Raw genomic sequence first — 15,871 nt, forward strand, 5'->3', positions numbered from 1 at the left:
GAACAACCATACCGTTAAAGTTGATGGCTATAGATATATTAGATATGAAGACGGTGGAGAAGAATTTTACAACCATAGTTCAGATCCTAATGAGTGGACAAATGCGGCTAATAATTCAAAATACAAGGAACAAATTGAAAAGATGAAAGGCTTGTTGCCTGAAGTAAATGTAATTTGGGACGAAAAATCATCTTATACCTTTCAACCTTATTTTGTGGAGCAAAAAGCGCGTGTAAATGGAGAAGAAAAGAAAGATGTAAAAGTAATTGGTGCAGATAGATAATTATTAATTTTTCACTTATGAATAAAACACTATTAATGCTCATATTTAATGCTAGATTTAGTTTGACGCTGTTGAATGTTTTAGTATGTCTTTCTTGTGCTTCAAAACCTAAAACAGAAGCAACTAAACATATTAATAAGAAACCAAACATCCTATTCATAGCTGTTGATGATTTACGTCCAGAGCTAAACTTCTATGGCGCTAATCACATTAAATCTCCAAATTTAGATCAATTAGCGGGGGAGAGTTTAGTTTTTAATCGGGCCTATTGTAACGTGCCTGTTTGTGGCGCTTCCAGAGCCAGTTTGATGACAGGTGCACGCCCCACAAGAAAACGATTTATAGATGCACATACTAAAAAAAACGAAGATTATCCTAAAGCAATATCGTTACCAATGTTATTAAAACAAAATGGGTACACAACCATTTCTAACGGTAAAATTTATCATTATAATAAAGATGATGCTTCCGCTTGGGATGAAATGTGGCAACCTGATAAACTTTGGAGTTATGCCTTACCAGAAAGCCAAGAAATAAGAGAAAACACAAAAAGAGGCCTGCCTTTTGAAATTGCAAAAGTACACGATTCTGTTTACAGAGATGGTAAATTGGCTTTAAAAGTAATAAAAGACTTAAATAAATTGAAGGAATCAAATCAACCTTTCTTTCTTACCATGGGTTTAGCAAAACCTCACCTTCCTTTTACAGCACCAAAAAAGTATTGGGATATGTACGATAGAGATGCTATAAAATTTCCTGAAAGTTATATACAACCTGAAACCACGCCAAAACAAGCCTTTCATAATTTTGGAGAACTACGCCAATATGAAAATATTCCTAAAAAAGGTGATTTACCTGATGAATTAGCTAAAGAACTCATTCATGGTTATTATGCCTGTGTAAGTTATATTGACGCTCAAATTGGTTTTGTTTTAGATGAATTAAAACGACTAGAATTAGAAGACGATACCATTGTTATTTTATGGGGAGACCATGGTTGGAATCTGGGCGACCATAAATTATGGTGTAAGCATGTAACTTTTGAAACTGCACTAAGAACACCATTAATTATAAAAGTGCCGGGGAAAACCAAAGGAGAAAAAACAGACGCCATTATTGAATATATAGATATTTATCCAAGTTTAACAGAATTAGTTGGTTTAGAAGCTCCAAATACTGTTGAAGGTAAAAGTTTTGTACCAATAATAAATGGAGAAACCTCGAAAAAGGATTGGGCAGTCAGTAAATTTAAAGACGCGGTAACTTTAATAAAAGGCGATTTGTTTTACACGGAATGGACGGATGATAAAGGAGTTGCCTACGCACGCATGTTGTTTGATCATAAAACCGATCCGCTAGAGCTAGATAATTTAACGGAAAAACCTGAATATAAAGAAATAGTGGAGCAGTTAGCCATTGAATTAAGAGAAAAGTGGGGTATAGATTTCTTAAAATAATCAGAATTAATAATAAAAAAGTAAAATGTACAGAGTGAATTTGAAGCACCTAATTTTTAGTTTTACAACTTTTGTATTAATAAGTTGTGGGAATAAAAAGGGTACTAATATGGCTTCTGTTGAACTTATGGGTACAGAAAAAGCAGAACGCCCAAATTTGATTTTTTATTTATCAGACGATCAGGATATTTATGATGTGGGGTGCTACGGAAATGAAAAAGTGAAAACACCTGCTGTAGATGCTTTAGCAAAAGAAGGCTTGTTATTTAAAAATGCATTTACAGGACAAGCGATATGCGCACCAAGTAGGTCTCAACTTTTAACTGGAAAATATCCTATTAAAAATGGCTGTTTTGCAAACCATACAAGGAGTAGACCTAGTATAAAAAGTATAACAAAACATTTGCGTGATTTGGGCTACGAGGTTATTCTCGCAGGGAAAAGTCATGTGGCACCTGAATCTGTTTATGATTGGGATAGAGAATGGCATGGCGTCGAAAAGGAAACCGGACCAAGGCCATACATTCCTTTAGATAGTATTGAAAGCTATTTTAAAACAGCCAAAAAGCCATTTTTTATGCTCATTGCTTCTTATTATGCCCATTCACAATACTTTACTGTAGATAATCCAAAGGCAGATGATATAAAAATTTATCCTTTTAATGAAGATAAAAAAAATAACCAAGATTTTATTAAAAGTAGAGCTGGGCACTACAGAAGTATAGAAGAAGATAATAAGCAGTTAGATACCGTATTACAGCTTGTAGATAAACATTTAGATGCAAAAAACACCCTTTTTGTCTATAGTGCAGATCATGGGCTTTCTGGTAAATTTGGTGTAAAAGATGTGAGTTTAAGAGTGCCATTTATTGCACGTTGGCCTAATGTCATTAAATCAGGATCCACATCTGATCAATTAATTCATTACACAGATGTGCTGCCAACATTTATAGAAATTGCAGGAGGAAAAGCGACTCCAGATATGGATGGTAAAAGTTTTTTACCACTTCTAAAAGGTGAAGACGTTAAAATCAATGATTATGTATATGGTATAAGAACCAATCAAAACATATTAAAATCTGAAATATTTCCATCAAGAATGATCCGTGATAAGCGTTATAAATACATAAGAAATTTTAATTCGCTGGAAGTAGTAGAAAAAAATTTAACTGGAAAACCAAATGTAGATTATTTTATTAAAAGAGGTGCCATTACTTTTAAAGAAGAGCCATTTGAAGAATTATATGATGTGCAAAATGATCCTTTTGAACAAGTTAATTTAGCTCAAAGCCCTGAGTTAAAATCTACTAAAGAACGATTAATAAAAGATATGTTTATTTGGATGAAATCTCAGGAAGACTTTTTAGATGAAACTTTTGGAAACATGCCTATAATAACTCCCAAGGGAAAAAAAGGATTTAAATTAGACCAAGATACACGAAGCCGACAAATTCCAGATTCCATAAAAAGCACACTTAAAAAAGGCGACTTTATTGTTATAGAATACTGGTAAAATTTTTTAAAATGATTAGATATTTTATTTACGTATTAAGTTTATCCATCCTTTTATTGTCATGTAAAAAGGAAAAAGAAAAGAGCATAGTAACACCACAACAAAAGCCAATGAACATTTTGTTTATTGCTGTTGATGACTTGCGTACAGAACTCAATTTTTATGGAGCGGCTCATATAAAATCTCCAAATTTAGACCAATTCGCAAACGAGAGTTTGGTGTTTAACAGGGCGTATTGTAATATTCCTGTTTGTGGTGCCTCAAGAGCGAGTTTGTTAACAGGAATTCGGCCAACAAGAAAACGTTTTATAAATTATATTACCAGAGCAGATGAAGATGTGCAATTTGCTATCTCACTTCCCAAACTTTTAAAACAGAATGGTTACACAACAATTTCAAACGGAAAGATATATCATAATAACGAAGATGATAGTCTAGCTTGGGATAACAGGTGGTTCCCAGAAGGTAATATTCGAAATTATCAACTAGAAAAAAACATATTAGAGAATGGTGAAGCGAATTTGGCAATGGGTGGTGCTAGCGCTTTTGAAATGGCTGAGGTTAATGATACAGCATATTTTGATGGAAAAATTGCTCAAAAAGGCATAGCAGATTTAAAGAAGTTGAAAGAGAAAAATGAGCCCTTTTTTCTGGCTCTAGGTTTTATGAAACCGCATTTGCCATTTAATGCTCCCAAGAAATATTGGGATTTGTATGATAGAGGTATAATTGAATTACCTGAAAGCTATATGCAACCAAAATCTACACCCAAACAAGCCTTTCATAATTATGGTGAGCTGCGTAATTATGGAAACATTCCTAAAAAAGGAGATTTACCAGAAAGTTTAGCAAAAGAATTGATTCATGGTTATTATGCCTGTGTAAGTTATGTAGATGCACAAATTGGTTTGGTTTTAGATGAATTAAAACGATTAGAGTTAGAAGACGATACCATTGTTATTTTATGGGGTGACCATGGTTGGAATCTGGGTGACCACAAATTATGGTGTAAGCATGTAACTTTTGAAACTGCGCTAAGAACACCATTAATTATAAAAGTGCCAGGGAAAACCAAAGGAGAAAAAACAGACGCCATTATCGAATTTATAGATATTTATCCAAGTTTAGCAGAATTAGTTGGTTTAGAAGCTCCAAATACAGTTGAAGGTAAAAGTTTTGTACCAATACTAAATGGAGAAACCTCGAAAAAGGATTGGGCAGTTAGTAAATTTAAAGACGCGGTAACTTTAATAAAAGGCGATTTGTTTTACACCGAATGGACAGACGATAAAGGAGTTTCTTACGCACGCATGTTGTTTGATCATAAAACCGACCCATTAGAACTAAACAATTTAGCCGAAAAACCAAAGCATTCAGAATTAGTAAAAAAGCTTGCTTTAGAACTAAGAGAAAGGTGGGGAAAAGATTTTATTTCTAAAAACTGAAATTGATGACACCAATGAGAAATATATTCACTTTAATTGTATTAAGCGTATTAATAACCAATTGTAATTCATTAAAAAATTCTAAACAAGAAGGAAATGGAGTTTCTGAAAAATCGCAAGATAAGCAACCCATAGTTGTGCAATTCATAATAGATGGATTGATGAAAGACGCTGCAGAAACGGCTATTGCAGCAGGAGCAGAACACCTAAAATATTTTTCAGAACAAGGAGTTGTTGTAGAAGATGCCTATTCTAATAGTCCCGTTGGAAGAGTAAAATTGCCAGATGGTAGTGAACCTTGGGGAGGCGCTTCTCCACCAAATATTGGAATGCATACAGGAACTCATGTATTTGAAACACAGGAGTTAGATGATATTTTTCTATCAGCAAGACGAAACGGTATCAAATCGGTTTATGTAGGCGGTCATACCTTGTACGACGTTTTTAAAACACCAGATGTTTACTATGCTGAGATAATGCCCGACCAAAAAGTAGTAGATTTAGCAATCAAACATATCAAAGAAGATGGCGCTAGATTAGTTCGTTTGCATTTGCAAGAAATTAGAAGCTCTTGGAAAGGGCCAGAAGGTAAATCCAATCCAAATTCTAACTACATCAAAGCCATTTTAAATGCTGACGCTGAATTAGGTAGGTTAATTACCTTTTTAAAACAAGAAGATCTATGGGAAACCGCATACTTCATCATATCTGCAGATCATGGTATGGGTATTTTGACTAAAAGTAATCACCTTTCAGAGCAATTATCCTCATGGCAGATATACATGAATTTTTACGGGCCAGCAATAAAAAAAGGAGCAACTATTCCTTATGCTGAATCGCCAGATGTGGCATTAATGACCAATCATTTTATGGGTTTACCAGCTCTAAAAGGTTATACTTCAAACGTAGAAAATCTTAGTCATTTGAAAACCACAGGTGTTTTTCTAGAAAATATCTTTGAAGGAAATCCAGATACTATTGAGCATCCGCAATGGATTAAAAAGTACTTGGAAAATAATAACCAATCCCCGCCAAATGATTATTTACATTACAGAACGGGAATGTTGAATTTTATTAATAAATAGACCGATTTTGAAGAGAGTGATACATAAATTAAGAAAACAACAAGTAATTACACTTGCAATAGTATCATTCTTATTCTCATTAAATAGCATAGGACAAAACGACTCTATCGTTTTTGCAAACCTAAGGGACTCCAAATCTTGGAATTTAGCTTTTCAAGATGATTGCACAAATGACTGGACAGAAAACTGGAGCTTAGACGGATTAATTGCTACTGTTGAAAACACCCAAGAAGGCATGCACTTTAAAGCGGGGCCAGAATATAAAAACGATGCACATCATGCGGTTTTATGGACCAAAGCATCCTTTTTTGGAGATATTAAAATTGAGTATGATTACATAAAAACTGATGAAGAAGCGCGGTGTGTAAATATACTTTATATTCAAGCCACAGGTGATGGAGAAGGTGTTCATGAAGCGGATATCTCTAAATGGAAGGCTTTACGCGAAGTACCTGCAATGCGAACCTATTTTGAAAATATGAATACGCTGCACATCAGCTATTCAGCATTTGGAAATCAGGAAAATTCCTTTCATTATGTGCGTGCAAGACGATATCCTAAACCAGATGACCAACCTTTTAAGGTAACACAACTAGATCCCTCTTTTGATAAACAAGGCTTTTTCAAAACAGGGCAGAAGTACCATATTACAGTTTTAAAAACAAAAGAACATCTTTTTTTTAAAATGGAAAGTAAAGATGGTGTGGAGCTTTTCCAATGGGATATTTCTAAAATTGAACCGATTACAGAAGGACGAATAGGTTTGCGACAAATGTACACACGTGCTTCTATTTACAAGAATTTTAAAGTTTATAGCAAATGAAATTAAAAAGCATTTTATGGGTTTTTATCCTATGTATAGGAATTCAAATATATGGTCAAGAGCGAGAGCGACCTTTCATCTTAGTAAAATCTGGCGAGCGGAATCAAATCCTTGAAAAAATTAAAACGCAAGATTGGGCTAAAGATATTTATTCAAAACTGTTATCCAAAACAGATGATGAAGTTGAGCAATTTTATAAAAACCCTGAAAATTATATTAAACAATTGCCATTTAATTGGTCGGAAGGACAACAAAATAATTTCCCGCCCTTTTTCAAAACAGATCATGTAGAAAATGGAATTCATAAAAATTTAGATAATGCTACAGATGAAGAATGGATGCCCGCAGAACTATTAATTAAATACTTACAAGTTGCTTTAGATTGTAGTATGATTTATTACGTTACCGAAGACGAAAAATATGCTCATATGGCTAGTAGTATTTTGTATTCGTTTATAAAATCTGTACAAAAAACAAAAGTATCCGATTGGCACGGTCGTGGTGGCTGGCTATTTCCTTATGATGGTTTTCGCGAAGTACGTGTTATTGGTTATAAAGTACCTTTAATTTATGATTTTGTGTCGCCTTACATTAAAAACGTAGGTCAGCCTTTTGATATCATTAAAAACAAGAAAGTTGATTTCCCAATAAATGAAGCTCAAAACGTATTTAGAACCTATGCAGATATTACTATAAATTACGGGCAAACGGCCTCTAATCATCCTGTTTTAGAAGCGCCAAGTTTGGTGTATAATGCGCTTGCCATGGAAGATAAAGAGGAGAGAGAAACATTATTGTCATATTTTCTAACTGAAAGCACAGAAAATCAAGATGCCTTAAATGTGATGGCCGAAAATTATAAAGAACAAGGTGATATTTGGCCCGAAACATCGCAGTATCTAAATCATTCAACGGCACTTATAACAAAACTGATGCTGGTAATAAACAGGTACAAACCAGAATTAAAATTAGCAGAGAAATATCCTAATGTGTTGCATGCTCTACCAAGGTTAGATTATTTTGTGTACCCAAATAATGAACTTGTAAGGTGGGGAGACGGACATCGATATGGCACTTCACCATATGACGCTTATGAAATTGCCTATACTTTAGCGGAAATTGATGGTCTAATCGATTTAAAAGAAAAATTTGGACCACTCATTAATCGAGCCATGCAGAAAGGTAAATATAAAAGAAAAGACATGGAATCTATTTTCTGGTATGATAATGATATTGTTGGAGAACCAGAAAAATTTGAGTTAAGCAGGACAGATAGAATCTATCATGCAGGTATAGTGATGCAACGAAATTTAAGCAGCACCAATAATCCTAAGGATGGTTTAATGTGTTTTGTAGGTGGCGCCCATATGGTACACGGTCATGCAGAGGGTATGAATATAGAATTGTATGGCGAAGGACAAGTTTTGGGGGTGGATAATGGACGAGGAAAATACGCCAAAGACATTCACGAGAATTATTCTAGAATTTTTGCGGCACATAATACAGTAATAGTAAATGGCAGTTCACAAGGTGAAGGTGGCTGGAGTAATTTAGGTATTAGAACAGTTGAAGTTGTTTCTATGGAACCTCAAGTAGGAGCAAAAGGTGTTTCGCCTTACCATTCTTTCAGTCAAACCAGTTTTGAAGATGATGGCGGTGATAAAGCTGAAGCCACACAAGAACGCACTTTAGCATTAATTAGAACTTCACCAACCACAGGTTATTATGTAGATGTATTTCGCTCAAAATCTAGATTACCAAACGAATTCCATGATTATTTATACCATAATATCGGTGATGCATTGGTGTTTTCTAATAAAGACCTAAATTTTAAAAGCACACCAAATAGGTATATGGCTAATGCCAATTTAAAATGGAACAAGAGAACCTTTAGAAACCCAGGTTGGCACTTTTTTGAAGATGTAAAAACATCTGAAGCTTATGCGAATAACGTGAAAGCGACTTTTAATGTAGAGCAGTTAGAACAAGGTTCAATACATATGCAACTGCATATACCAGGATTTGAAAATAGAGTTTACACGCAAGTAAAAGCACCCCATACTTTTGAAGCTCCCGAGCCTTATGATGAGTTGCCAACGCCAACATTGGTTATTCGAAATGAAGGGGAAGCATGGAGAAACCCATTTGTTGTGGTTTATGAACCTTTTAATGAAAATGAAACGCCAACCATACAATTTGTTACAAAAATTGAGCAAGATGGATTATATAAAGGATTAAAAATTGAGAGTACAACACCTAAGGATAGTTTAACTCAATATATAATAACACAATCAAAAGGCGAGGTTTTTTATAGTGAAGTTTTAGATGTTCATTTTGTAGGAACTTTTGCTATTATAACTTTAACTAACAATAAAAAATTACAAAGCATTTATATTGGCGAAGGAGAAAATATGACTTACAAGAATGAAGTTATTAATACGAATGATGATAAAACATTTTATAAAGAGTATTAATTATGTTGACAAAAAAACAAACCATTTACATTTTAAGCGCACTTTTCTTATTTTTTCAATGTGCTTCAATTGAAGATTATAAATGGAATACAGTAATTTCAGAAAGTTCGCCATCAGCAAGACACGAATGCGGATTTGTAGAGGCGAATGGCTTATTTTATTTATTAGGCGGTAGGGGGATTAAACCAGTTGATATTTATAATGTTAAAACAAAAAAATGGACAAAAGGTTCTGAGCCACCTATTGAAATTCATCATTTTCAAGCTGTAAGTTATAATGATGATTTATACCTTATTGGTGCCATGACTGGTAAGTATCCGCATGAAAAACCACTTGATAAAATATTGATTTATAAACCTAAAGAAGATAAATGGGTTTGGGGCGATGCTATTCCTGTAGCCCGAAGAAGAGGTTCAGCAGGCATTGTTGTAACGGCTAATTTTGCATATGTAATTTCTGGAATTACAGATGGGCATTGGGAAGGGCATGTGCCTTGGTTGGATAGATATAATTTTAAAACTGGTGAATGGACCATTTTATCTGATGCCCCAAGATCAAGAGACCATTTTCATGCCGCTATTCACAACAATAAAATTTATTGTGCAAGTGGTAGAAATTCTTCAGCTAAAACATATGAAACATTTAACCTTACTATTCCAGAAGTTGATGTTTATAATATTGAAAATAATAGTTGGGAGACGCTCCCTGAAACATCAAATATTCCAACGCAAAGAGCTGGTGCTTCTGCTATTATAAATAAAGGGAAATTAATTATTATTGGTGGTGAAAGTGCGAGTCAAAAAACAGCCCATAACGAAATTGACATTATGGACATGGCAAAAGGAAATTGGGTTTCAGCTGAAAAACTAGAAATTGGTAGACATGGAACCCAAGCTATATTTTATAACAATGCGATATATATTGTTGCTGGGAGTGGGAATAGAGGCGGTAAACCAGAATTAGCTTCTTTAGAAACCTTTACTAAATAATTTAGAAAATATGAAATTTCATAATATGAGTTTTTTACGAGTGTTAGTTTTTATTTTTACATTATTTAGTGTATTAAGTTGTAGAAATGAAAAAAATCAAACCTTGTTATTTGTTGGGAGTTTTACAGATAAAATGTCAGGCGAAGGTATTCATGTTTATGATTTTAATAATAAAACTGGGGAAGTGGTCTTAAAATTTACTTTGGACAGCGTAATTAATACGTCGTTCTTGAAATTGTCACCAAACGGAAAATATTTGTATTCTGTTCTAGAAAGTCAAATGGATTATCACGGAAAAGTAGCGGCATTTGAAGTAGATTCTATCAATCCTAAATTAAAATTGATAAATATTCAAGATTGTGGAGGAAGAAACCCTGCTCATTTAGAAATAGATAAAACAGGACAATATCTTATAAATTCAAATTACTCTGATCCGAGTTTGAGTATTTTTAAAATTAATAAAAATGGCAGTTTAAATAAGTATTCTCAAATCATCAGGTTTAAGGATAGTAGTATTGTAAAAGACAGACAGGAAAGTGCCCATATTCATTCATCAAACTTTTCTCCAGATAATAGCTTTTTGTTTGCTCAGGATTTAGGAGCAGATAAAATTCGAGGATTTAAAGTAGTTGAAAATAAAAGAGACTCAATTCTAAAAGAGTATAGGCAAATACGGGTTAATCCCGGAAGCGGTCCTAGGCATTTTACCTTTCATCCTAATGGAAAATATGGTTATGGAATTGCAGAATTAAGTGGTAAGGTTGCAGCTTATAAATATAAAGATGGTACTTTAGAATTTGTTGAAGACTATTTATCCTACCAACAAAAACAAGATTTTTATAGAGCTGCTGATATTCATATATCTCCCGATGGTAATTTTTTATATGCTTCAAACCGGGGGCCTGAAGAAGATTCTATTGTGATATTTTCAATAAACCAAAGCACAGGAAAGTTAAGTTTAGTTGGTCATGAAAAAACCTATGGAGAACATCCACGAAATTTTGCTATTTCACCAGATGGAGCGTTTTTATTAGTAGCAAATCAGTTTTCAGATAATTTAGTGATTTTTAAAAGAGATATGAAAACTGGAAAAATCAGGAAATTACCCAATAGTATATCCGTCGATAATCCATCAAGCATACAAATAGGAACTTATAAGAAGTAAAAAAAATTTAATCATAAAGATTCTCTTTCAATTAGGTTAAAAGGAACTTTTAAATGACATTTTTTTTTGTCTATAATAGTTTTTGCTGCGGTTTCGCCCATAACCTTAAAATCGGTAGATATAACGGTAATGCCCAAAAGTTCTTTTAGGGGTGTGTCATTATAAGATATAATTCCAATATCAGTTCCTAACAAATATTCGTTTTCTCTTACCTGCTTAACTAAATTTACTAAATCTGTTTCCCTTATGGTAATAAATAAATCTCCTTTTTTTAAAACCATATCATCATAAATTTTATCCAATATTTCAAAATCTAGATTGTGTTTAACACAAAACTTCCTGAATCCATGTAGAATTCTTTTTGGATATGGATAAATTGATTTTTCTGGAAAAGCCAAAATAATTTTTTCATACTTTTTTATACGGTTTAAACCTTGACTTAAAGCATCATAAATATCGTTTTCAAAATCTTGATGAATTTTTCCTAATGCTCCATCAAGGGTATTAGGTTTAACATTATCTAAAATAATAAGTTTATCTAACGGAATTTTTTTTAAAACACTTAATACTTTATCAGGGTAACTAATATGCTTTAAATCTTTAGTTTGAAAATGAGGCATAATAACATAATAATCATATGCCGATTTATTCTTTTCAAGAAGGTTTAAAAATAACGTCTCGTCGCAATGATAAACTTGTAAATCTATATGAGAATTGGGCCCTATACTACCTATAAAATGATTATAAATTATACTTTTATAGTTACTTAATTTATTGACTAAAAATAGAATATTTACTTTTGAGATTAATTTAGTTCTAGATATATAGTACCCTTTACCACGAATAGGAGTAATTATATTTCGTTCTTTTAAAATGCTATATGCTTTTTCAATGGTATCTCTTGATAGATAAAACTCCTCACTAAACATGTTAATGGAAGGTATTTTTTGATCCATGGTTAAATTACCTACGGATATATTATAGATTATTGAATCAATAATTTGTTGATACTTTGGAATCCTTGAATTTTCATCAATTTTAATGTATTTTAGTAAATCCATGTTGTTGCTCAAAATTTAATTCAGGAAAAATATAACATATTTATTTAAAAATAGAAATATAAAAATGTTAATTATACTGAATTCCTATCAATAAAATTAAAAGGTACTTTATATTTACCCTTTTCATTGTTGAGAATCATTCGTGATGTAGTTTCTCCCATTATTTTAAAATCTGTAGAGATTACAGTAATGCCAAGAAGGGCTTTTAAAGGTGTGTCATTATAGGAAATAATACCAATTTCAGTTCCTAAAACAAATTCCTTATCTCTAATCTGTTCAATCAAATAGACTAAATCATCTTCTTCAATAGTAATAAATAAATCACCTTTTAAAATAATCATATCATTATAAACTTTATCTAATATGTCAAAATCTAAATGATGCTCAACACAAAACTTCATAAAGCCGTGTTTAATTCGTTTAGGGTATGGGTAGATAGTTTTTCTTGGGTATATAAGAATTATTTTTTTGTATTTAGAAATCTTTTTTATGCCTTTTTTTAATGCATTATGTATGTCATATTCATAATCTTGGTAAACAGTAATAATATTGTCCTCTATAGGAGTTTTTTTATTATCCAAAATTACAAGTTTGTTTTTTGGAATTTTATTTAAAGCCTCAGTAACGGCAGGAGTTGTACTGGTATGCTGAAGGTCTTCGGTTTTAAAATGTGGCATAATAATATAATAATCATAGGCCTTTTTATGTTTGTTCAGTAAATTTAAAAACAACGATTCATCGCAATGATAAATATGAAGATCGGTGTAAGAATTTGGACCAATACTATTGATGAAGGAATAATAGACTTCCATTTTGTACCAACTCAATTTATTAATTAGGAATAAAATATTCACTTTTTTTATAAGTTGTGTTCTAGCAACATAATAGCCTTTTCCACGAATAGCAGTAATAATTTTTCTTTCTTTAAGGATACTGTATGCCTTTTCGACGGTATCTCTTGAAAGATAAAACTCTTCGCTAAATTTATTTATCGATGGTATTTTTTGATCAATTTTAAGGTTTCCTTCAGAAATGTTTTCAATTATAGAATCAACAATTTGTTGGTATTTCGGTACCCTGGAATTTTCATCTATTTTAACATATTTGTGTAATTCCATGATTTACCTTTTTTTAATTAGGTGTAAGCTCTATTAAATGTCAATTGGGGTAAAACTTAAGATTGAAGGTAACGAATATTTTAAAAATAAATTTAATGTCAATTAGCTTTATTTAATCCCTTTTCTTTTGCATAAAAAACTCTGCTTTTTCAACCATTTTCACGCTTCCACAGAAAATAGGAGCTCTTTCGTGTAATTCAGTTGGTTGGATATCCAGTATTCTTGTGTATCCATCGCTTGCCTTTCCTCCAGCTTGTTCAGTTAAAAAAGCTATTGGATTACATTCGTACAATAAGCGTAATTTACCTTTTGCGGCTTTAGAGTTTGTAGGGTAAATATAAATACCACCTTTTATCATGTTTCTATGGAAATCTGAAACCATAGACCCAATGTACCTATAAGCATAGGGTCTATCTTCCTTTTCTTCTTGGCAATATTTTATATAGTCTTTGACGCCTTGTGGAAAATGGGCGTAGTTTCCTTGATTTATTGAAAAAATAGAGCCGCTTTCAGGAAACTTCATGTTTGGGTGAGAGAGATAAAAACTTCCTATTGCAGGATTGAGAGTAAATCCGTTTACTCCATTGCCTGTTGTATAAACGAGCATGGTTGATGTTCCGTAAACAATATAACCAGCAGCCACTTGTTCGCTTCCTTTTTGTAAAAAGTCCTCTTTTTTAACAGGCATTCCTTGGGGCGTAGTTCTCCGGTAAATGGAGAAAATAGTACCAACTGACACATTCACATCTATATTTGAAGAGCCGTCTAAAGGGTCTATTAAAACAACATACTTATTATCATGGGCATTATATTTTCCTTCAACTGTGATAAAGTCATCCTCTTCTTCACTAGTAATACCACAAACTATTTCCCTTTTAATTAGAGCAGATTTGAAAACGTCGTTTGCATAAATATCTAATTTTTGCTGATCCTCACCTTGAATATTAGTTTCTCCTGCTGCTCCAACAATATCCACTAACCCTGCTTTATTTACCTCATGATTTACAATTTTCGCAGCTAACCGAATAGAGTTTATCAATTTGGAAAGCTCACCTGATGAATATTTAAAATCATGTTGATTGCTAATAATAAATTCTCCAAGGGTAATATAGTTTTTGTTCATGGGTAATTTTGGGCTTAGAATTTATTATTACAGATTTTTAAGTAGTTGCACAAAAATATAGTTAGTAGATAGGGATAGAATCCTGTACTGTCCTGTGATTATACAAGACAATATGTTAAAACTTTAAAATAAATTTTATATATTCTTTTATTTAATCCTTATTTTTTAAAAAGTTTAAAACAGCCAATTTAATTGCAAAATAAAAGATTTAAAGCAAAAATTTAGCTTTGCAGTATAGTACAGGATAGAAAAGTTTAGAAACTAATTTATTTTTGAATTAATCAATTTATATTTCAAAATAAAATATGGAAAACATAACCAAAAACTTTAAGTACGTAAATTACCTTTGGGACGATAAGAAAGTGGATAGTTTAGGGGACAATCAGGTAGATTTATTTTTATACCGATCTAACATCTTAGGAGCAGATTTAAGAATTACGAATTACGGCGGAGGTAATACAAGTTGCAAAACGATTGAAACAGACCCGTTAACAAATGAAGAAGTTGAGGTTATGTGGGTTAAAGGTTCAGGTGGTGATATCGGAACTTTAACAAGATCTGGAATTGCTGGTTTATATACCAAAAGATTACGAGATCTTAAAAATGTTTATCAAGGTTTGCACGATGAAGATCGTATGGTAGGTCTTTTTAATCATTGTATTTACGATTTAGATAGTAAAGCACCTTCAATTGATACGCCGCTACATGGTTTGTTGCCATTTGCACATATAGACCACTTGCATCCTGATGCATTAATAGCAGTAGCAGCTGCAAAGGATAGTGAAAAAGTAACTAAAGAAATTTGGGGCGATACTATGGGCTGGGTACCATGGCAACGTCCAGGATTCGATTTAGGATTGCAATTAGAGAAGTGTTTGAATGACAACCCTGGTATAAGAGGTATTGTTTTAGGAAGCCACGGTTTATTTACATGGGGTGATACTTCTTATGAATGTTATATGAATAGTTTAGAGGTTATTGAAATGGCTTCAGACTATATTGAGAAGAAAATTAAAAAACAAGGTTCTGTTTTCGGTGGGCAAAAAGTGGAGAGCTTACCAAAGGAAGAACGTTTAGAAAAGGCCGCACAATTAATGCCATTATTAAGAGGATTGTGTTCGTCTGAAAATAGAATGATTGGTCATTTTTCTGATACCGATGTGGTAATGGAATACATCAACAGCAACGATTTGGAAAGATTAGCGCCTATGGGAACGTCTTGTCCTGATCATTTCTTGAGAACAAAAATTCAACCTTTAGTTTTAGGCTTAGATAAAAATGAAAACCTTTCAGATTCTAATGCTATCTTAAAAAAGTTAAAACCTGCATTTGAAG

Annotated in this window: 12 protein-coding genes and 1 pseudogene; 10 read left to right on the forward strand and 3 right to left on the reverse strand. The window is 32.7% G+C overall.

All coding sequences use genetic code 11. The annotated features are described in order from the left end of the window. From WBN21_RS13450 to WBN21_RS13490, 9 genes and pseudogenes are all read left to right on the forward strand, one after another. Positions 1 to 283 (forward strand): annotated as a pseudogene (locus tag WBN21_RS13450) (hypothetical protein); the annotation flags it as partial. 17 nt (positions 284 to 300) lie between these two features. Beyond that, a complete protein-coding gene (locus WBN21_RS13455; protein ID WP_424201117.1) occupies positions 301 to 1,740 on the forward strand; it encodes a sulfatase in 1,440 nt (479 codons plus the stop codon). Positions 1,741 to 1,780: 40 nt separating this feature from the next. Further along, entirely contained in the window at positions 1,781 to 3,253 is a 1,473-nt protein-coding gene (locus WBN21_RS13460) for a sulfatase family protein (protein ID WP_424201119.1), read from the forward strand. 11 nt (positions 3,254 to 3,264) lie between these two features. Further along, positions 3,265 to 4,698 (forward strand): sulfatase, encoded by a 1,434-nt coding sequence (locus WBN21_RS13465; RefSeq protein WP_424201121.1) that lies wholly within the window; start codon positions 3,265 to 3,267, stop codon positions 4,696 to 4,698. A gap of 14 nt (positions 4,699 to 4,712) precedes the next feature. Further along, the gene (locus tag WBN21_RS13470; protein WP_424201123.1) at positions 4,713 to 5,783 is read left to right on the forward strand and encodes an alkaline phosphatase family protein; all 1,071 of its coding nucleotides are present in this window, start codon (positions 4,713 to 4,715) and stop codon (positions 5,781 to 5,783) included. Between the two features lie 16 nt (positions 5,784 to 5,799). After that, positions 5,800 to 6,606: a DUF1961 family protein gene (locus WBN21_RS13475; RefSeq protein ID WP_424201137.1), complete on the forward strand. Its 807-nt coding sequence runs from the start codon at positions 5,800 to 5,802 to the stop codon at positions 6,604 to 6,606. Further along, positions 6,603 to 9,080, forward strand: a complete 2,478-nt coding sequence (locus WBN21_RS13480) for a heparinase II/III domain-containing protein (RefSeq protein ID WP_424201125.1) — start codon at positions 6,603 to 6,605, stop codon at positions 9,078 to 9,080. The genes WBN21_RS13475 and WBN21_RS13480 overlap by 4 nt, the downstream gene beginning before the upstream one ends. 2 nt (positions 9,081 to 9,082) lie before the next feature. Continuing rightward, on the forward strand, positions 9,083 to 10,069 hold the full coding sequence (locus WBN21_RS13485; RefSeq protein ID WP_424201127.1) for a Kelch repeat-containing protein: 987 nt from the start codon (positions 9,083 to 9,085) through the stop codon (positions 10,067 to 10,069). Positions 10,070 to 10,094: 25 nt separating this feature from the next. Beyond that, complete coding sequence (locus tag WBN21_RS13490) at positions 10,095 to 11,234, forward strand: lactonase family protein (protein WP_424201129.1); 1,140 nt, start codon at positions 10,095 to 10,097, stop codon at positions 11,232 to 11,234. Positions 11,235 to 11,245: 11 nt separating this feature from the next. On the opposite strand, the gene WBN21_RS13495 is transcribed toward WBN21_RS13490, so the two are convergent. The 3 genes from WBN21_RS13495 to fbp all read right to left on the reverse strand — a co-directional run bounded on the left by WBN21_RS13495 (position 11,246) and on the right by fbp (position 14,536). Then, positions 11,246 to 12,295, reverse strand: coding sequence for a GntR family transcriptional regulator (locus WBN21_RS13495; protein WP_424201139.1), 1,050 nt, complete (start codon positions 12,293 to 12,295; stop codon positions 11,246 to 11,248). A gap of 71 nt (positions 12,296 to 12,366) precedes the next feature. Beyond that, the gene (locus WBN21_RS13500) at positions 12,367 to 13,413 is read right to left on the reverse strand and encodes a GntR family transcriptional regulator (protein ID WP_424201131.1); all 1,047 of its coding nucleotides are present in this window, start codon (positions 13,411 to 13,413) and stop codon (positions 12,367 to 12,369) included. Positions 13,414 to 13,525: 112 nt separating this feature from the next. After that, positions 13,526 to 14,536, reverse strand: coding sequence for a class 1 fructose-bisphosphatase (gene fbp / locus WBN21_RS13505; RefSeq protein ID WP_424201133.1), 1,011 nt, complete (start codon positions 14,534 to 14,536; stop codon positions 13,526 to 13,528). Between the two features lie 305 nt (positions 14,537 to 14,841). Between fbp and WBN21_RS13510 the strand changes: the two genes are divergently transcribed. Next, the coding region (locus WBN21_RS13510) for a class II aldolase (RefSeq protein ID WP_424201135.1) at positions 14,842 to 15,871 on the forward strand (1,030 nt) is incomplete at its 3' end.

The organism is Algibacter sp. (assembly GCF_049667265.1).
GTDB lineage: Bacteria > Bacteroidota > Bacteroidia > Flavobacteriales > Flavobacteriaceae > Algibacter_B.

Bases quoted from the DNA above. Each gene is read 5' to 3' on its own strand.
- WBN21_RS13465 (WP_424201121.1), top strand. From the start codon at position 3,265: ATGATTAGATATTTTATTTACGTATTAAGTTTATCCATCCTTTTATTG.
- WBN21_RS13500 (WP_424201131.1), bottom strand. From the start codon at position 13,413: ATGGAATTACACAAATATGTTAAAATAGATGAAAATTCCAGGGTACCG.
- fbp (WP_424201133.1), bottom strand. From the start codon at position 14,536: ATGAACAAAAACTATATTACCCTTGGAGAATTTATTATTAGCAATCAA.
- WBN21_RS13485 (WP_424201127.1), top strand. From the start codon at position 9,083: ATGTTGACAAAAAAACAAACCATTTACATTTTAAGCGCACTTTTCTTA.
- WBN21_RS13455 (WP_424201117.1), top strand. From the start codon at position 301: ATGAATAAAACACTATTAATGCTCATATTTAATGCTAGATTTAGTTTG.
- WBN21_RS13495 (WP_424201139.1), bottom strand. From the start codon at position 12,295: ATGGATTTACTAAAATACATTAAAATTGATGAAAATTCAAGGATTCCA.
- WBN21_RS13490 (WP_424201129.1), top strand. From the start codon at position 10,095: ATGAGTTTTTTACGAGTGTTAGTTTTTATTTTTACATTATTTAGTGTA.
- WBN21_RS13480 (WP_424201125.1), top strand. From the start codon at position 6,603: ATGAAATTAAAAAGCATTTTATGGGTTTTTATCCTATGTATAGGAATT.
- WBN21_RS13470 (WP_424201123.1), top strand. From the start codon at position 4,713: ATGAGAAATATATTCACTTTAATTGTATTAAGCGTATTAATAACCAAT.